Below are 18,091 nucleotides of genomic sequence, written 5' to 3' on the forward strand. Positions count from 1 at the left end.
TAGCAGCATACAACTAAGGTTCTACTAGAAAAGTATTACGACTATAGTCTTATGCGACCATTGGCTTATTTAATTTTGAGATAATAAGTACACAATCAGCAATGTTAACGTTGAATTTACATTTATTTAACCACTTTTTTGGAACAGACACGATGAAAGCTAAAATAAAAAATACGGCTACAGCAGTAGCGCTGTGCCTAGCAGCATCTACCGGTGCAGCGCAAGCAGCAACAATCGGCGACACAAGTGTGAAATTCACAGGCTACATTAAAGTCGACGCTATGGTCAGTGACTACTCAGATGGCACCATTGCATCGGGTAGCGTAGGTCGCGATTTCTATATTCCTTCACTAACACCTGTTGGTGGCGTTGACGAAGATCCACAATTTGATGCTCACATTAGAACATCGCGATTCCGCTTTGCTACTTCAACACCAACCGCTGAAGGCGATACCATTAACGGTGTTTTCGAGCTCGACTTTTTAGTGACCGATGGCGGCGATGAGCGCATCAGTAACTCCTACACTCCGCGAGTACGCCACGCGTACTTAACTTACAAGAATTGGTTGGTGGGCCAAACATGGACGACCTTTATGGACGTAGGTTCATTACCAGAATCACTTGATTTTATTGGTACCACTGACGGCATCACCTTTGCCCGTCAAGTTATGGTGAGATATACCAACGGCGGCCTACAGCTTGCGCTTGAAAACCCAGAATCAACCATTACGCCATTTGGCGGTGGTAGCCGAATTACGAGTGACGACAGCAGCGTTCCAGACTTTGTAGCTGCCTATACGTCAAAGTATGACTGGGGTTATGTAAAAGTAGCGGGCTTATTAAGACAGTTGTCTTACGATAATGCCGCTGGCATTGATGCGGACGAAACCAGCTTTGGTGTATCGGTAACCGGTAAATACAATTTGTCTAATGGCGACGATATTCGCTTCACGTTCAACACGGGTAAAGGTTTAGGCAGATACTCTGCGCTAAACGCAGTTAATGGTGCAGTACTTACCGAAAGCGGCGACCTTGAAGCCATAGACTCAACAGGTTACGGCGTTGCGTATCGTCACAAGTGGAGCGAAAAAGCGCGCAGTAGCATCATGTTCTCGGCGTTTGAAGCAGACAATGACGTATCATTAACGGGTTTAGCTACCACTGAAAGCACTTATAGCACACGTGTAAACTACTTGTACTCGCCAACTAAAGCGCTAACCGTTGGCGCTGAATACGCTTTCGCAAAGCGTGAAATTGAAGCCGGCCTTGAAGGCGACATGAACCGCTTCCAAGTTTCAGCAAAATACGCATTCTAATACATGCACTAAGTTAAAAAAGAGAAACGGCACTGAGCTCATCAGCGCCGTTTTTTTGTGCATACAGAAAAATAGAATGGCGCGCTACATTAGCTACATAGTAGTGAAGATAATACCCAAAGGCATAATAAAGAATAAGCCACCGATATAAGCTGCGCCGTACATTTTCCGCTCTGCCGCTATCACTGATAATTGATAAGACAAATTGAGCGGAATATTGCGCAATAAAGGCAGCCCGTAAATAAGCGTAACGCCCAGAACGTTATAAATCAGGTGCACAAGCGCTATTTGTAGTGCAAATCCACTATTAACCCCCACTACACCCAACGCTGCGATAAGCGCAGTGATACATGTGCCTATATTTGCGCCCAATGTGAACGGATAGATATCCTTAGCTTTTAAAATTCCACTGCCAACCAAAGGAACCATGAGCGATGTGGTGGTTGACGAGGATTGCACTAGCACTGTCATCACAGCACCCGACGTTATTCCAGAGAGTGGCCCTTTTCCTATGCTGGTATGCAATAACGCCTTTGCCTTGCCTACCATAAGTGATTTCATAATTTTACCCATGTAGGTAATTGAAAACATAATAAGGCCGATACCAAGAATTATTTTCGCTACGCCCGGATAAATAGAAGGTAAAAAGGAGAATGCTTGTGTAACTATGTCTGTTACCGGTTGCGTCATCGCTTTAATAGGATTAACACCAGACACACCGATGGCTTCACCTGTATGGATAAGCGCAACCAATTGGGCACTTAAAAACTCCAAAATACCAAACGCCATTTCAAGAGGTAAGAAAATTAGTACCGACAGTACATTGAAGAAGTCATGAATAGTGGCCGCATTGAAGGCTCTTTGAAACTCATCTTTTTTTGCAACATGACCAAGGCTCACCAAGGTGTTGGTAATACTGGTCCCAATGTTGGCGCCCATCATCATGGGTATAGCGATAGTTATGGGTAAACCACCCGCTACCATTCCGACAATAATAGAGGTAACCGTACTTGAAGACTGAATAAGTGCGGTACACACCATACCAATAATCAATCCCATGACAGGATTAGAAGCAAAACTAAAAAGAGATTTCGCGTGGTCGCCAGTAGCAAATTTGAATCCGCTGCCAATCATGCTGACAGCTAATAACATCACATAGACTAACAAGGCTAAAAGAAGCCACTTACGCCAGTTATGTGCTTTTTCTAGCACGCTGTTCTGGGCTAGTTGAGGGTCAATCATTGACATAATACGCACAAATTCATACTTGAAAAACACATAATATGACGTGCGTATTACACAAAAATGACGGGGGAGTGAAGTGCTACCCCGCCATTCTTAGGAAGAAAAAATTCGCTTAGAAGCCTAAAGGATACTGCCTTAGTACACCGTGAATGTCGTCTAATGTTTCCTTCGAAAGTGAAATATCAAACGCGTCTATATTTTCTTTAAGTTGAGGCACAGTGGTAGCGCCAATAATTGTTGAGGTAACACCAGGCACTTGCTTACACCACGCCAACGCGAGCTGCGAAGGTGTTATTCCTGCTTTTTCTGCAATCTTCATATATTCAGCTGTAGCTGCCTGCGCTGGCGCTTTATCTCTAAATAACCCCATACGCTGAGCTAGTGTCCAACGACTACCTTCCGGTCTGGCTCCATCCTGATACTTACCACTTAACATACCCGTTGCTAACGGCGACCACGGAAGGTAAGCAATGTTCTCTAGTTCACACATTTCAATTAAATAAGGCCAGTCTTTCGCATGAAGTAAACTGAACTCATTTTGGATAGAAACTGGAAGCGGCATATCCAGCTCTTTGCAAAGTGTAAGAAAGGCGTGAATGCCCCAAGGCGTGTCATCTGACAGCCCCCAGTGTCTAATTTTCCCTTCATCCAGCGCGCGCTTAATGCCTGAAAGGATATCACGCATACCATCCAGTTCTTTCTCTCGATTGGTTTTGGTTGGATCAGCACCATCCGGCCAATGCTTACCGAAATGAGGTGTAACTCTATTCGGCCAATGAAGCTGGTAAACGTCGATATAATCCGTTTTTAAGCGTTCTAATGAATAGGTGAGTGCGTTTGCGATAGCGTCAGCTGTAATGGGCCCTGCGTTTCGAATGTAATTCAAACCGCTGCCAGCAATTTTAGTCATTAAAACAATGTCAGAGCGCTTTGATTCGTTCCGCGAAATCCAATTACCGATAATGCGCTCTGTATCGCCATAGGTATCTACATTTGGGGGAACAGGATACATTTCCGCCGTATCGACAAAGTTCACACCTTTATCCAGGGCAAACGCTATTTGCTCGTCTGCATCTTGCTGGGTGTTTTGAATGCCCCATGTCATTGTGCCCAAACACACATCCGACACCTGTAAGTCGCTATTTCCTAAGCGGTTAAACTTCATTTTTGCTTCTACCTTGCTTGGCTTATACCTTATTGATGCAATAATAAGTCGACCGCTTAAGAAATAAAAATGCTCTCTGTATTTATGAGGCTTTCTTAATGGTCAACTCGGCTTCTACACTTGCTAGCCGCGCCTCAATATCTCTTTTGGACTCGACCATTTCATTCGCCAATTCTGCGAGTGATTTTAACTCTGCAACCCCTAACTTTCTGGTATTAATTATTTGATACTGACGCTTCCAGCGATAAAAGAAAGTAAGAAAGTTAACAAAAGCTCGGTGAAATGTCGCAGAACTCTTGATCAATACCAGAATTAACACGATAGACGTGAGCGCAGCAACTAAAAGCCGGTGAGGTAAGCTACTTATTATCTTTGTTCAGTGCCTTAGCGAGCGCGTAATTGCCTTGCGACAAGGCTATATCTGCCACTGAGTTACCAGCTTTATCTACATGCTTAGGATTTGCGCCTTTTTCTATTAGGCTGCTTACAATCTCTTGTCTATCGAAGAGGCTTGCAAACATTAGGGCCGTTTGCCCATTTGCGTTTTCTTCGTCTATATCGCAATCGGCAAATACCAGCTGCTTTGCCACACTAACATGACCTTTAAATATAGCGCCCATAAGTGCAGTATTCCCGCGGTTGTCTTCTTGACACGGGTTTACCTTCGCCTGCTCAATAAGAAAGTTTACGGTGTCAGTGTGACCGTGGTACGCCGCAAGAATAAGTGCTGTATAGCCTTTTTCATCTGCGACGTTTACATCTAGCCCAGCGTTATAAAAGGCTTGCAACAGGGTGCTGTCGCCTTCTCTAGCTGCGTCGAAATACCGCACTTTTAGTGCTTTAATAGATAGCGAAGCTGATTGCGCAGGTTTATCCACCGCGCTATTTACTTGTGTTACAGCACTGGCATCGAAGCTGACTAGAGTGACAATAACGAACAGTATTGATAGTAGTGAGTGCTTAAAAATAGACATTGTGCCCTCTTTATTTATCGACGCAAAAAGTGAAAAGTAATATTTGAGATTAGGTAGCTACGCATTAGGTGGACTATTTACCAACGATAAATAGCCCACCTTTTAGTGCTTCTGACTTAAGTACTTCTGATTTTAGTACTTCTGACTTTAGTAGCTCTGGTTTATTGCATTAGCGCCGTCAGGCTTTCTGCAACTTGTTTCGCTTTAGCTGCACGTGCAGCCTGCTGTTCCATCAAGTCTTTCGCCGTTTGACGGACTTTAGCCATTGGTGCGTTTGCTAGTTTCGCTACGCCTTTGCCGCAGTCTTTATCTGCGTTGTACATATAAGCACTAATAATGACGCGGATTTCTTCTTCAGGCACCGATGCCAGTGCTCCACCTAAGTTATTAATCAGGTTTTGCTGGCCTTCTTTGGTTAGCTTTCTGAAAAACTCCCCTGCTTGTTTAAAGTTCTGCTCTTTGTAGAACGGAATTTGTTGCGTCATACCTGCAAGCGGTTTGCTTGAGTAACGGAACGCTGGGTCTTCGTTAAGATCAAGACGTCGACTTGGCTGATAATTCACATCGCGATTAGTGCTAGTTGTACGCAGCTGACCATGTTGCTCGTGGTTATTGATAACCGCATTTTTGAGGTTCTCACAGTTGTACTCCCACATGAAGGTTGGTACGAGGTTTAGGGGCTTTGACTTCTACGCAAACTTGGTCGCCATAATAGTTATCAGCGTAATTGCATTGCGTTCGAATGGGTTGATTAGTTGTGGAGGAAACACGGTGGCTATTCGCCGTTGTTAGCTTTTTTAATAGTGCGCTCATTTGGCTCTCCTTCTTAAGTTGAGAGCATTATCATTAATTGAACAAAGCTATTAAAACGGGTTAAAACGATTCAAATAATTAATTTATTTGATTGTAAAGATGCTAGCTAATTGAGAAAAGGTATGAAAGTAAGTAAATGATGCGTGACGAAAGAAAGGTTGATAGAAATTTGCAGTTCACACTTGGGGGATAACGGCGCCATTTTAAAGTAATGAGAATAAATGACGCCAGTTTTCTAGATAACCGTAATATCTGGTCTCCAACCTCTGATCTCTAACCTTCAAGCCATGGCCCGGTTATAGCTAAGGTCTTCGTTGGAGAGTAAATATTCACGAAAAGCGTATTGCCGTCGGGCGAGAAACACGCGCCGGCAAGTTCAGTTTGCGCATGGAGCTTTGCAAAGTTATACACTTCTCCATTTGGTGTAACACCGCGTAAATGATTATCAACAATGTCGGTATATTGGTCTTCGCACACCAATAGATGCCCGTTTGGACATACGGTTAGGTTATCGCCAAAATTATATAAGTTCTTGTCTTCACTTTCTAAAAATAGCTGAAGCTTGTCCTGTTTACCATCTGCAGAAGGAACAAGTTTCATCACCTGACCGAGCTGCTTTTGGCCACCATTAGTACAGCAAAAATAAAGCTCATTTTCACCCCAATGTATACCTTCACCGCGAGCGAATAAGGCAGCACCTTTCTCATATCCTCTAGCGCGTAAGTCATCGTTCGGGCTTTCTGGGTTGTCTAATGCTATCCACTCAACGTCGAACCACGTCGCTAATGGCATAGTTGTGGAACTCCAATTACGTGTATCAAACTGAGGTTTGTTTTTTACTACCAGGGCTTCTAATTGGCCGCCAGCTGCCAAGTTAGCGTACTCGTTAGGCACAAAGCGATATAGCAAGCTGTCACCCTGATCTTCAGTCAGGTAAACAATGCCTGTTTTGGGGTCAACACATGCCGCTTCATGGTTAAAGCGCCCCATTGCTTTAAGTGGTTTAGCTTCAATGAGTGAGTCAGCATTTGCAGGTACTTCAAATATGTAGCCGTGATCTTTGTTTACCACATCACCGTTCGGGCCATGAGGTCGGTCTACGGACTCTTCACACGTTAGCCACGTGCCCCAAGGCGTAATGCCGCCCGAGCAGTTTCTTACCGTTCCAACAAGACTGATAAACTCTCGCTCTACCGTTTTGGTGGTAAGGTTATACACCATGGTTGTGGTGCCGCCTGGTAAAGCAACCCCACTATGATAGTTGTCGTAGGCCAACTCGCTGGTATGCTTTTGAATAGACTGTGGCTGAGCACTTAAGTGTTTGGGGTGCAGTTCGTGGTTACGTATTAGCGCAACTTTGTCGCTAATACCTTCTATAGGAAGACACCCCATGCCATCCGCTCTGTCAGGTACATGCATACCATCAGACATGCTATTTCCAAGGCTTGATATAACCTTATAGCTAAAGCCTTTAGGTAAATCGAGCAGCTTTTGAGGGTCGGCGACTAGTGCACCATAGCCTTCACTAATCGGCATAGACGCCAAATTTATTTTCTTACCAAAAGCACTGGTCGCTAGGCCACCAAATGCCAAAGAGCCTACTAAAAACTGGCGTCGTGTTATCATCAAAGTCTCTCACAGCACTAAATTCAAAAATTATAACTCGGTATTGTTACAGTATGACAAAAGGAGCTTATAAAACTTACAAGAGAGCCGCTTTTTCAGGTGAAAAAGAGAACCTAGAACACGATCAAGACTTGGCTAGCCAATAGCGGATAATTGCAAACTTTCTTTAAATTTAGGGCAGTTTTGTGTTTTCATTGATTCCCGCCCAATGTGCTTCCGGTTCAGGCCTTGAGAAGTAATAGCCTTGAAATTTTTCACAGCCTTTACCTATTAGGTATTTTAGCTGCTCTTCACTCTCTACACCCTCTGCAATACATGTGACATTCAGTGCTTTGACCATTTCAATAATTGCATCAACAATCTGCGCTGCTTTTCCATCAAAGTCTTTTCCTATGTCGTCCACAAAGTACTTATCTATTTTAAGCTCACTGATTGGGAGAACTTTCAGGTATGCAAGACTGGAATATCCGGTACCGAAATCATCAATTGAAAAGCGAAAACCGAATCTTGCGAGTTCAAGCATGGTTTCCTTAACCAGCTCAATATCCACCACTAAAGCGGTTTCTGTTAATTCCAGCATTAACATGTGAGGTGGAATGCCGTATTGCTTTACGCGAGAAAGTAGCGAATTTATAAAGTCAGGCACAACGATTTGTCTAGCGCTTATGTTGATCGCAATAGTGGTATTTAAACCGTTTTTCACGAAGTTACTAATAACGCTCAGCGTTTTTCTTAACACTATGTCACCTATTTCGTAGATAGCGTAGCTCTCTTCGGCAATAGGAATAAATTCACTTGGGCTTACTGGACCTAACTCTTTCGAGTACCACCGCACCAACGCTTCGAAAGAAGAAACCGTTCCATCATGGGTAACTTGAGGCTGAAGTACTATTGATAATTCATCGCGTTCTATCGCTTGTTCAAGCTTAGATTTTATATCTAAATAACGGTCGAACTCTTTAAACCCATCCTCTGAAATATGACAAAGACCAAAAGGTGCCGACCTTTTTGCCCTTTTAACAGCCTGTTCGATTACATTGATGATTGACTCAAAGCTTTGACCTTGCGGGTTAAAGATAGCACTGCCAAGTGACGCAGTAAGAGAGCATTTCACTTTATTTATGACAATATCGAAATGACGTGGACTAAGGAGTGCGCTTTCCACTAAGTTAGCATCAAATTTATGAAGGTCTTCTTTTATGTAGGTTTTTTTAGACAGTACGACAAAACTATCACCGCCGTATTTAAAAATTTCATAATCGTGGCCGATGACAAAAAGCAACTGCTCTGCAATCTTTCTTATAGCATAGTTGCCGTTACCAAAGCCGAAACGCGTATTGATTTGCGCCATATTATCGATATCTAACAACAAAATATGTATATATTCTTGCTTTACCGATGCGCGTAACATCAAGTCTTTAAAGCGTTGATGGAACCACTGCTGATTTCGAAGGCGGTTAACAGGGTCAGTATAAGCGAGGTTATAAATGGTATCCTGCGCTTCTATACGTTCACTAATATCCCGTATAACACCTATAAATCCCCTTTCACCCTGGTCACAACTCTCCGACAATGACAATTCCATCTGGAATATATCGCCGTTTTTTCGCTTAGCCGGAAGCTGACGACCTACTCCTATAATTTTACCTACCCCGGTCTCCATATAATTGCGCATATAAAAAGTATGGTTAGACGCATAAGGTTCTGGCATTAGAATCTCTACAGACTGAGCGATTAACTCGCTTCGCGTGTAACCAAACGTTTTAAGCGCAATGTCGTTACAATGTGTGATTGTGCCCTTGACGTCGATACTAATTACAGCATCATTGATATTATTCAAAATACTTTGAATTTTCATCGCTCGCTCTTCATTGAGAGTAAGCGCGGTTTTATATTCAGTAATATCTTCAAATGCACCGAAAAGACGCTTCACTGCGCCATTCTTATAAAGTTCCGCTTTCCCAGAGGCTCTTACCCATCGAGTAGTGCCTGACGAATCGATAATTTTGCACTGAATGTCATAGGGCAGTTGGTTGTTACGGAGGTTATCAAATGCAAGCATTAGCTCCTCGGTATAGCCTGGGGCGAAAAAGTCGATGGCTTTCTGGACATTTATGGCACTACCAACGGGTAAACCGTGAATACGGTATGTTTCTGATGACCATATTAATTTTTCAGTTTCAGGGTAAAACTCCCATGACCCTGTTTTCGACATACGGCTTATTTCATCTATGAGGCTTAGGTTATGCGCGGTTTTTATTGCGAGAAAGTCTTTCTGCAGCTGAGTGGAAAACAACTTAGCCTGAAGTGAGAAAACCTGTAACCACTCATTGATGTCTTGTTTGGGAGTGTTAAAAATAGCAACGAGTACACCAATATTTTGATTATTCTCGTTAAAGAGGCCCGCACCCAAGTAACCTTGCGCATTAAGCTCACTAAGGGTTTGATCATCGGGAAACTGCTCGCAGATGTCTGACTTGTAACCACACGGCCCAGTTTGCATGACCCTTTCACAAGGCGAACCCTTCAGGTCATATTCAATTTGTGAAATTGGAGAGTCGTGTGCGAGCCCTACTAATACGGAAATTTTATCCGCCTTTTTAACGCCTAAAAAAAGATAGTCAGCCTGAAGTAACTCGTTAAACCCTAATAAATCTTGCTCATAAGCACTACGATTTTCCAAAACAATTGTGCTGAACTCCGATTCATTTAAAACTGACTCGAATGACATTACTTATAAAACCTTGATAAAACATTAAAATGGAGTTTGCCACTTCGCACTGACGGAAGAAAGGCATGACGATAAGTTTCAAATTTATCAATACCTAAGCATAGCTCAACTTGCGATTAAGGCTAGCCTCGAACCTAGTCATTTTGAAATAAGTTTGTCCGCTTCCACATAGAACCCGCCGGGCCTTAAGTTATTTCTGTATTAGGGAGTGAGTGCTGTGTCCTCTGATACTCTCCAACCCAGAGGGGCGGTGTCGAAGCTCTTACTTAAAAAGAAGGATAAGTTTACGGCGTGTTTCCTTCTCTCCCCAAAGCTTTCTGTTATGCAGATTGCGAGGGAGTGACGTTCTAAATCGCAGGCATAAAAAAGCGCACCTAAGTGCGCTTTTTGTACCTTGTGTTGCTAAGTCTAGATTAGTCTAGGATCTTAGATACAACACCAGCACCTACTGTACGACCACCTTCACGGATTGCGAAACGAAGACCTTCTTCCATCGCGATCGGAGCAATTAGCTCAACTTTGAATTTAAGGTTGTCACCAGGCATTACCATTTCTACGCCTTCTGGAAGCTCTACAGCACCAGTTACGTCAGTTGTACGGAAGTAGAACTGTGGACGGTAGCCTTTGAAGAATGGAGTATGACGGCCACCTTCATCTTTAGACAGTACGTATACTTCTGCTTCGAAGTTAACGTGTGGAGTGATTGAACCAGGCTTAGCTAGTACTTGACCACGCTCAACTTCGTCACGCTTAGTACCACGTAGAAGAACACCAACGTTCTCACCTGCACGGCCTTCGTCAAGAAGCTTACGGAACATCTCAACACCAGTACAAGTAGTCTTAGTAGTATCTTTGATACCTACGATTTCTACTTCTTCACCAACCTTGATGATACCTTGCTCAACACGACCCGTTACAACTGTACCACGGCCTGAGATTGAGAATACGTCTTCGATTGGAAGAATGAACGGCTTGTCGATTGCACGCTCTGGCTCTGGGATGTATGAATCAAGCGCTTCACCAAGCTCGATGATTTTCTTTTCCCACTCTGCGTCGCCTTCAAGCGCCTTAAGAGCTGAACCTTGGATAACTGGTAGGTCATCACCTGGGAATTCGTATTCGTTAAGAAGTTCACGAACTTCCATTTCTACTAGCTCTAGAAGCTCTTCATCGTCAACCATGTCACACTTGTTCATGAATACGATGATGTAAGGAATACCAACCTGACGACCAAGTAGGATGTGCTCACGAGTCTGTGGCATAGGGCCATCAGTCGCAGCAACTACTAGGATACCACCGTCCATCTGAGCAGCACCAGTGATCATGTTTTTAACGTAATCAGCGTGTCCTGGGCAGTCTACGTGTGCGTAGTGACGAGTAGGAGTGTCATATTCTACGTGTGAAGTAGAAATGGTGATACCACGTGCTTTCTCTTCAGGCGCGTTATCGATTTGATCGAAAGCCTGTGCGTTACCGCCGTAAGTTTTAGAAAGAACTGTAGTGATAGCTGCAGTTAGGGTAGTTTTACCGTGGTCAACGTGGCCGATTGTACCCACGTTTACGTGGGGTTTCGTACGTTCAAACTTTTCTTTTGCCATTTCTATTATCCCAGCAAAGTTACATTAAAAAATTTAGAAATTTTACATGAGCTGGGGAGAAATAAACTGGTGCTGATAGGCAGATTTGAACTGCCGACCTCACCCTTACCAAGGGTGCGCTCTACCAACTGAGCTATATCAGCACTGATTTGGAGCGGGCAGCGGGAATCGAACCCGCATCATCAGCTTGGAAGGCTGAGGTAATAGCCATTATACGATGCCCGCAATCCTAATTCTCTGGCCACCTCATAGAGAAAGTGGTGGAGGGGGCAGGATTCGAACCTGCGAAGGCTGAGCCGGCAGATTTACAGTCTGCTCCCGTTGACCGCTTGGGTACCCCTCCAGATTGATGGTGCCGACTGCCGGAATCGAACTGGCGACCTACTGATTACAAGTCAGTTGCTCTACCAACTGAGCTAAGTCGGCACTACATCAAGTGGGTGCGCATTCTAGAGTATTGTTTAACTCTGTGCAAGTGTCTTTTTGAAAATTTTTCAATTTTCTTTTTTGACCAATTTTTCAACTAATCAAAAACTTACGTCGATGTTCCCTTTAGAAGTTCACTTCGAGCGTAGCGGGCAAGACCCTGCATCACCAAATGAGCGAGGCGCATGTTATCAGCAGATTTTAAGAATGCAAACACTTTTTTGTCTCCACCCCCTAAAATTATGTCAAATTCGGTTTGTTTGCTTGATATGTAATCAACCGCGCTCAAATAAACACCATATAGGGCAGCATGACACCCTGTTGCCACACAATCTTCTGTATCGGTCCCCACGCCAAAGGTGGTCGGAATTTCATCATTCGCGAACACTTTTTTAGTTGAGGCAACTAATGCATTACGCATTACTTGAAATCCAGGTACGATCCAACCGCCTAAATGTTGACCATCCACCACAAAATCAACCGTTATTGCCGTACCTACATCCATAACAAAAAATGCTTTTTTTGATTTTTCTGCAGCACAGACCATGGCAAGCCATCTATCAACGCCCATTTTTTGAACATTCGCGTAACTATTTTTTATGCCGAAGGCTTCTTTCTCGGTGTGCTTTTCTACAAAAATAATATTTCGCTCGTTACACATGGCGGATATTTCATCAACCAGCTCCTGATTTCTTACCGAAGCTATATATAAATGGGAAATTTTTTTCTGAGAATCGATAAAAGAGAAGAGAGAATTGGCATCTTCGCATGCATTAGGCTCTTCTTCTGCATGACAAAGCAGTGAATATTTTATTCGGGTGTTACCGATATCCACTAATATGACGTGGTTTTCTTCAATGTTGTTCATATTTTTGGTTTCAATCGCAAAGCAATGCGTAAAACGAACGGATAAAATGCTATTTAAAAATCACAAAGATGAACTACGAAGTACTTTTATTATAAATAATGGCCAAAATCTTCGTAGCTCAGCTATAAAGTAAAACAAAAATAAAAAGTTAATTGCCTCTAAGACTAACTTCGCCACCGTGGAAACGGGTAATACCGTCTTGCGTTTCAACAAGAAGCGCGCCGCTGGCGTCCACTCCCCTATCAATTCCGGAAAAACGCTTCTCACCCATTTGTAAAACAATGCGTTTATCGGCGTATAAGTCGAGCGCTTCCCAATATGCTGTGAATGGCCCGAAGCCCTGCTGGGTAAATTTCGGTAAATAAGACCATAGCGATTTAATAATTTCCGCCGCTAAAGCATTTCTATCTGGGATAGTGCCTAAATAAGAAGCAAGATCGCTATGAGGTTGACCAACATCATATTGATTATCGGGTACGCAAACATTTAAACCTATGCCGATAACGCTATGCGCTGTAGCGCCTATTTGCCCTTCTACTTCAATAAGTACGCCCGCAAGCTTTTTACCTTGCAAATAAATGTCATTCGGCCATTTAAGCTCGGCGTCTTCTACGCCAAACTCTTTAAGTGCATCGCAAACTGCCAAGCCTACCAATAAAGAAAGTCCTGCCATGCTTTGATAACCGTCGGGAAAAGACCAGTACATAGAAAAAGTTAGACTTCCGCCAACTGGCGCTAACCATGAGCGCCCGTGTCTACCGCGTCCATCGGTCTGAATTTCAGCAAAAACGACATCGCCGTTTTCAAGATCTTCTCGTTTGCTGGCAATACGCTTCTTCATTTCCGTATTGGTGGAAGGTAATACTGATTCCACATCAATAACCGCTCGTTTTGTATTGCCTAAATGACGTTTAATGCTGTCGGCGCTTAACAATGGAAACCCTCGTTCTAAACGGTAGCCTTTACCTTTTACTTTGAATACATCTAATCCCCAATCGGCGAGTTGGGAAATATGCCCTGCAACTGCTGTGCGCGAAAGGCCCACTTGCTGTGCAATGGTTTCCCCTGAGTGAAACTGGCCGTCGGACAACAAAGCGAGTATATGTTTTCTTATAGCTTTTGATGCTTGTCTCATAGCGAAATAAGTCCTTTGCTTCCTAATAAGCGCACTTCTGGCTCAAGCTGTATGCCGAACTTACCCTGTACGCTTGCTATGATATCTTTTGCCATGGTTATTACATCGTTTCCGGTGGCACCACCTAAGTTAGTAAGTACCAATGGCTGTGTAGGGTGGCATCGTACTTTATTCAAAGTCTTGCCCTTAAAACCTGCCTGGTCGATAAGCCACGCGGCAGGAATTTTTATTTGTTCTTTTTCAGTGGCTGGCAGCTCAACACCTCCGTGCACCACAAAATGGGGCACTGAATCATAGTCTTGTGCAATCGCTTGAAACACTGCTTTTGAAACCACTGGGTTTTTGAAGAAACTTCCTGCATTGCCTAGCTCGGCAGGATCGGGAAGTTTGCTCTTCCTAATTTCTATTACCTTACTATACACCTTTTCTGGTGTAGGCTCAGTGAGTGCCGCTAGTTCGCCATAGCTGGTCTCGAGTTCGTAGTGCTTGGGCAGTTTAAAGTTTACATGAGTGATTAGCACTTTGTTCGCTAGTGCATGCTTGAACACACTGTCTCTATAGCCAAATTGACAGTCTTCGTTGCCCAACAATACCTGCTCGCCGGTTTCAAGAAATACACACTCTACTTTGTCGATTAACGTATTCACTTCCCGTCCGTACGCACCAATATTCTGAATTGGGCATGCGCCTACTGAACCTGGTATTAAGGCGAGATTTTCGAAACCATACCACTTCTCTTTCATACACAAAGTGACGAAGTCATGCCAGTTTTCACCTGCACCTACCCGTAAGTAGTGGTGACTTTCAGTATCAAAATGGCTTATTCCCTTAATCTCGTTAACCAGAATTGTACCGTCAAAGTCGTCAGTGAAGACTGAATTGCTTCCACCGCCCAATATATAAATGGCTTTGTTATTGTTTTTAGAAGTTTTGAAGATAGACAGGAATGAAGTAACGTCGCTAAACGACTGGATAGAATCACAAGAAGCGGCGAGGCCAAATGTGCTGTATGGTTGTAGTGAAGGCATAGAGTTTTACGAACTGCGAACAATTCGCTAATGGTAGGGTAACGAAGCAGCAAATAAAAGCGCAAAGAAGGAATAATATTGTTGCCAATATTGCTAAGCGCTAGAGCATTACCACTTTCATTCGTTAAAGTGAGAAAACGGAAGCTAGCGCTTATACGTAAATACAGAGAACTTACTGCTCTTTGGCTTTATAACCAATACGAAACCCTCCCCAATGTTTACCGTTCACATATATCGGTGCAGATAGATCATGCATGACCTCACCTGTATCTCGTTTGTAAGTTTGTAGCAAGAAAGTAGAGGTATTGCTGCCACAACGACTTCCGGTTTTGTCATCGAATATCCGTTTCGTTCTGTTATTTGCTAAATCCGTATCGTAATTACCAGTAAGGGGCTGACTAAACTTCTTGTTGTGGGTAGGAAAGTAACCATTTACGTCAACTGCGCCGGCATAAATAATGAAACTATGTGTTTCTAATAAAGGTTCTTGGATAGCGGGAAGTACGTCGTCGGTGAACTTATCAAAAGGTGTTGTGTGCTTTATAGGATTAGTGTTCGGTATAGGTGAATAGTCAAAATTAAACAGCTTTGCTTCCGATATTTTCCCTTCTGAAATCGCTTGCTCGAAACGCTTTCCAACAGTTTTAGCTGCATTTACTGCAATGTCTCTAACTTCGCTGTTTCGATCATTAACGTCGAAGCTTTCCAGCAGCCTGAAAATATCTTCAGCTTGACTACTCAGTGATAGCGCCTGAGTAGAAACATCAGTGAGGTCGTGCTCTAATTTTTCTGTCGTCGTGTGCAACTGAAGTATATTGGTACTTATACCTGCGCTATGTTCTGCATTATTTTCTACCATTGCTTGCATAGCGCCCATCGATTCCCGGGCTTTTGTAGAGAGCATACTGGAGTGTGAGATAGCTTCTTCGCTCTCCTTTAATTTCACATTCATGTTATCACTAGAGTTAAGCACCGTTTCCATAGTAGCCACTGCGGCCTGGCTACTTGTATTCATATCCTGCAGCAAACTTTCAATTCCTGAGGTGGCATCGGTTGTTTTCTTGGCAAGCTCTCGTACTTCATCAGCAACGACGGCGAAACCACGTCCTTGATCTCCCGCTCTTGCAGCTTCAATAGCCGCATTAAGCGCTAGCATATTTGTTTGATCGGCTAATTGGTTAATGGTGTTTGTTATTGTACTTATTCCCTCGGCCTTACTTTTTAATGTAGTAAGCGCTTCAGATGACGCATTTATGTTTTTAACCAGCTGCTGTTGCTGGCTTAATACTTCTTTTAACGACGTACTGCCGAACTGCGTTTTCTCGTCAGATTCATTCATAGAAAATGCAGCATTCTTGGCAAGCTCATCTAACTGAGTTGAGGAGACTTCTAACTGTTGGAGTCTACCGCTCATCTCGCCGATGTTCGCGACTTGCTCATTAAATGCTTTCGATAACTGTTCTAAAAAGAAAGAGATAGAAGCACCACCAATTGCAATGTTGCTCGCGGCATGACTAACTTTCGTTGCATCATTGCTGTGTGCATTGTTCTTATAATCGTCAGTTAGAACAATTTTACTAGCGGCTATATTTTGGTTTTGAAATACCTTCTCAATAATAAAGGCCGCGAAAAGGATAGTAAGAAACGTAGCAACTGTAGAGATTAGTAGATGTGAAGTGACAAAAGACATCACTACATTAACGAGACCGGCAATAACAGCTAAAACTAAATACTTCATCATGCGCACTTAACATTTTATTAACACTTCTAAAATGTAAAGCGTTTTAAACCAATTATCCATAAGCGGATAGTATTAGTTATGGGGTCAGAGTACTTTATTAAGTGAGCATTGCATTCATTAGCAAATGAAATAAACGCTTCAAGGTACGAGTTGTCAGATTAATGAAGTGAGTAGATTGACTCTGACCCCATTAGTAATGGGGTCATAGTAATGGGGTCAGAGTACTTTATTGGCTGAGTATTGTATTCATAGTAAATAAAATAAACACTTCAAGGTACATGTTGCCTCACTCGTAAGGAGTCTACTTTACTTAGACTCTATCGCTTATAAAGGCTTTTTTATTACTAACTGTTATCTGGTACTAACTCGTTAAGGTGCAAAACCATCCAACCGTTAATATAAATATTTCGAGGCCGCCTAGCATCGTAAATGGCACCAGAAGTAACCAAGTCATTTACTTTTGTTTTGCTAAGCACAAGGTTATCAACACGATAGTAATTGCGCAGTAATAACGCTTTATCAAATTTCGCATGTTGACTCGGCGAGACAGGTGTTGTGTGAGCAATGTTTCCGACTTTAAAAGTAAGAGTATCATCATCAACACTAAGTAATTTCAGGGGGACATAGCGAAATCGAGCATCCGATGAAGGATCTATAGCTCTATAATCAATATAGAAAAAGTCATTTTTCTGAGGATTAGCCAAGACCCGCTCTTTTTCACTATTTTCAATAAATGCATTACCAACAAAGAAGAATGCTATTAGAAGAAAGCAAACAAGTTCTGCATGCAGCTTTAATAGAGCGGCCACTGGTTCAAGTTGAAAATTACCCCGCAAATAAGCTGGGTTATTATTGAATGGTAAGGCTGACATACAAACTTCCTAGCTGTTTAGTGTTTTTATACCATACCGATTATTTTTCAACCTGTCGCTTTTTCTATACATTCAAACAAGTCCACAGCATTGATCCCTCGAATAATGGGGTCAGAGTACATTTTTTTTTAGCGAGAGTGAGAGCCAAAAAGTACTCTGACCCCTTTATTAAAAAGTACTCTGACCCCTTTATTATTTTTGTGGTGAGCTATTTATGAAATGCTTTCTGGCACTGCCTAAGCACTGAAAACGGCCGAAGGGTAACTCGACTTTTTTTGGGTGTCAAAGTAGATTGTTACTTCTCTAAAAAAATGGAGGCGGAGTACATTTCACTGATTTAGCGGCACTGGGGGTAAGGGAATGACTATGTTCTGATGTTTAAAGTAATAAAGTACTCTGACCCAATTTGAGGTTTTGCAGGGGGGAGTGGGAATTAATGTACTCTGACCCCATTATTTTTCTTTCTGCGGAAAGCAAAAAAACCCGCCGTTAGGCGGGTTTCTTTAATTGGGACCTGGCAGTGTCCTACTCTCACATGGGGAAGCCCCACACT

General features: G+C 42.9%; 13 protein-coding genes, 4 tRNA genes and 1 pseudogene. 1 reads left to right on the top strand and 17 read right to left on the bottom strand.

Annotated elements, in window-relative coordinates:
* Positions 1-152 precede the first annotated feature (152 nt).
* On the top strand, positions 153-1,316 hold the full coding sequence (locus AC0J2X_RS18145; RefSeq protein ID WP_472996270.1) for a DcaP family trimeric outer membrane transporter: 1,164 nt from the start codon (positions 153-155) through the stop codon (positions 1,314-1,316).
* A 93-nt stretch (positions 1,317-1,409) separates the two neighbouring features.
* On the opposite strand, the gene AC0J2X_RS18150 is transcribed toward AC0J2X_RS18145, so the two are convergent.
* The 17 genes and pseudogenes from AC0J2X_RS18150 to AC0J2X_RS18230 all read right to left on the bottom strand — a co-directional run bounded on the left by AC0J2X_RS18150 (position 1,410) and on the right by AC0J2X_RS18230 (position 17,538).
* Positions 1,410-2,564 carry a Na/Pi symporter gene (locus tag AC0J2X_RS18150; protein ID WP_014977486.1) on the bottom strand — a complete coding sequence of 385 codons (1,155 nt, stop codon included), beginning with the start codon at positions 2,562-2,564 and terminating at the stop codon, positions 1,410-1,412.
* 109 nt (positions 2,565-2,673) lie between these two features.
* On the bottom strand, positions 2,674-3,726 hold the full coding sequence (locus AC0J2X_RS18155) for an aldo/keto reductase (protein ID WP_187447298.1): 1,053 nt from the start codon (positions 3,724-3,726) through the stop codon (positions 2,674-2,676).
* Between the two features lie 359 nt (positions 3,727-4,085).
* Positions 4,086-4,700: an ankyrin repeat domain-containing protein gene (locus tag AC0J2X_RS18160; protein WP_472996271.1), complete on the bottom strand. Its 615-nt coding sequence runs from the start codon at positions 4,698-4,700 to the stop codon at positions 4,086-4,088.
* A 161-nt stretch (positions 4,701-4,861) separates the two neighbouring features.
* Positions 4,862-5,329 (bottom strand): annotated as a pseudogene (locus AC0J2X_RS18165) (catalase-related domain-containing protein); the annotation flags it as partial.
* 7 nt (positions 5,330-5,336) lie between these two features.
* Positions 5,337-5,513 (bottom strand): hypothetical protein, encoded by a 177-nt coding sequence (locus AC0J2X_RS18170; RefSeq protein WP_155279885.1) that lies wholly within the window; start codon positions 5,511-5,513, stop codon positions 5,337-5,339.
* Positions 5,514-5,786: 273 nt separating this feature from the next.
* Entirely contained in the window at positions 5,787-7,139 is a 1,353-nt protein-coding gene (locus tag AC0J2X_RS18175) for an alkaline phosphatase PhoX (protein ID WP_472996272.1), read from the bottom strand.
* Between the two features lie 172 nt (positions 7,140-7,311).
* The gene (locus AC0J2X_RS18180) at positions 7,312-9,870 is read right to left on the bottom strand and encodes a sensor domain-containing protein (protein ID WP_472996273.1); all 2,559 of its coding nucleotides are present in this window, start codon (positions 9,868-9,870) and stop codon (positions 7,312-7,314) included.
* Positions 9,871-10,283: 413 nt separating this feature from the next.
* A complete protein-coding gene (gene tuf / locus AC0J2X_RS18185; RefSeq protein WP_014977498.1) occupies positions 10,284-11,468 on the bottom strand; it encodes an elongation factor Tu in 1,185 nt (394 codons plus the stop codon).
* 67 nt (positions 11,469-11,535) lie between these two features.
* Positions 11,536-11,611, bottom strand: a tRNA-Thr gene (locus tag AC0J2X_RS18190).
* A gap of 7 nt (positions 11,612-11,618) precedes the next feature.
* A tRNA-Gly gene (locus AC0J2X_RS18195) sits at positions 11,619-11,693 on the bottom strand.
* A gap of 33 nt (positions 11,694-11,726) precedes the next feature.
* Positions 11,727-11,811, bottom strand: a tRNA-Tyr gene (locus tag AC0J2X_RS18200).
* Positions 11,812-11,818: 7 nt separating this feature from the next.
* Positions 11,819-11,894, bottom strand: a tRNA-Thr gene (locus AC0J2X_RS18205).
* Between the two features lie 109 nt (positions 11,895-12,003).
* Entirely contained in the window at positions 12,004-12,762 is a 759-nt protein-coding gene (locus AC0J2X_RS18210; RefSeq protein ID WP_014950845.1) for a type III pantothenate kinase, read from the bottom strand.
* Positions 12,763-12,910: 148 nt separating this feature from the next.
* A complete protein-coding gene (gene birA / locus AC0J2X_RS18215) occupies positions 12,911-13,897 on the bottom strand; it encodes a bifunctional biotin--[acetyl-CoA-carboxylase] ligase/biotin operon repressor BirA (protein ID WP_039222269.1) in 987 nt (328 codons plus the stop codon).
* The gene (gene murB, locus AC0J2X_RS18220) at positions 13,894-14,925 is read right to left on the bottom strand and encodes a UDP-N-acetylmuramate dehydrogenase (protein ID WP_014950847.1); all 1,032 of its coding nucleotides are present in this window, start codon (positions 14,923-14,925) and stop codon (positions 13,894-13,896) included. Before murB ends, birA begins: the two co-directional genes overlap by 4 nt.
* 172 nt (positions 14,926-15,097) lie before the next feature.
* Positions 15,098-16,663 carry a methyl-accepting chemotaxis protein gene (locus AC0J2X_RS18225; protein WP_069945018.1) on the bottom strand — a complete coding sequence of 522 codons (1,566 nt, stop codon included), beginning with the start codon at positions 16,661-16,663 and terminating at the stop codon, positions 15,098-15,100.
* 347 nt (positions 16,664-17,010) lie between these two features.
* A complete protein-coding gene (locus tag AC0J2X_RS18230) occupies positions 17,011-17,538 on the bottom strand; it encodes a hypothetical protein (protein WP_014950849.1) in 528 nt (175 codons plus the stop codon).
* Positions 17,539-18,091 lie beyond the last annotated feature (553 nt).

Source organism: Alteromonas sp. R7, assembly GCF_055755235.1.

What these genes read in the sequence shown, in the direction of transcription:
- AC0J2X_RS18145 (WP_472996270.1), top strand. Translation starts at nt 153, where the DNA reads ATGAAAGCTAAAATAAAAAATACGGCTACAGCAGTAGCGCTGTGCCTA.
- AC0J2X_RS18150 (WP_014977486.1), bottom strand. Translation starts at nt 2,564, where the DNA reads ATGTCAATGATTGACCCTCAACTAGCCCAGAACAGCGTGCTAGAAAAA.
- AC0J2X_RS18155 (WP_187447298.1), bottom strand. Translation starts at nt 3,726, where the DNA reads ATGAAGTTTAACCGCTTAGGAAATAGCGACTTACAGGTGTCGGATGTG.
- AC0J2X_RS18160 (WP_472996271.1), bottom strand. Translation starts at nt 4,700, where the DNA reads ATGTCTATTTTTAAGCACTCACTACTATCAATACTGTTCGTTATTGTC.
- AC0J2X_RS18170 (WP_155279885.1), bottom strand. Translation starts at nt 5,513, where the DNA reads ATGAGCGCACTATTAAAAAAGCTAACAACGGCGAATAGCCACCGTGTT.
- AC0J2X_RS18175 (WP_472996272.1), bottom strand. Translation starts at nt 7,139, where the DNA reads ATGATAACACGACGCCAGTTTTTAGTAGGCTCTTTGGCATTTGGTGGC.
- AC0J2X_RS18180 (WP_472996273.1), bottom strand. Translation starts at nt 9,870, where the DNA reads ATGTCATTCGAGTCAGTTTTAAATGAATCGGAGTTCAGCACAATTGTT.
- tuf (WP_014977498.1), bottom strand. Translation starts at nt 11,468, where the DNA reads ATGGCAAAAGAAAAGTTTGAACGTACGAAACCCCACGTAAACGTGGGT.
- AC0J2X_RS18210 (WP_014950845.1), bottom strand. Translation starts at nt 12,762, where the DNA reads ATGAACAACATTGAAGAAAACCACGTCATATTAGTGGATATCGGTAAC.
- birA (WP_039222269.1), bottom strand. Translation starts at nt 13,897, where the DNA reads ATGAGACAAGCATCAAAAGCTATAAGAAAACATATACTCGCTTTGTTG.
- murB (WP_014950847.1), bottom strand. Translation starts at nt 14,925, where the DNA reads ATGCCTTCACTACAACCATACAGCACATTTGGCCTCGCCGCTTCTTGT.
- AC0J2X_RS18225 (WP_069945018.1), bottom strand. Translation starts at nt 16,663, where the DNA reads ATGAAGTATTTAGTTTTAGCTGTTATTGCCGGTCTCGTTAATGTAGTG.
- AC0J2X_RS18230 (WP_014950849.1), bottom strand. Translation starts at nt 17,538, where the DNA reads ATGTCAGCCTTACCATTCAATAATAACCCAGCTTATTTGCGGGGTAAT.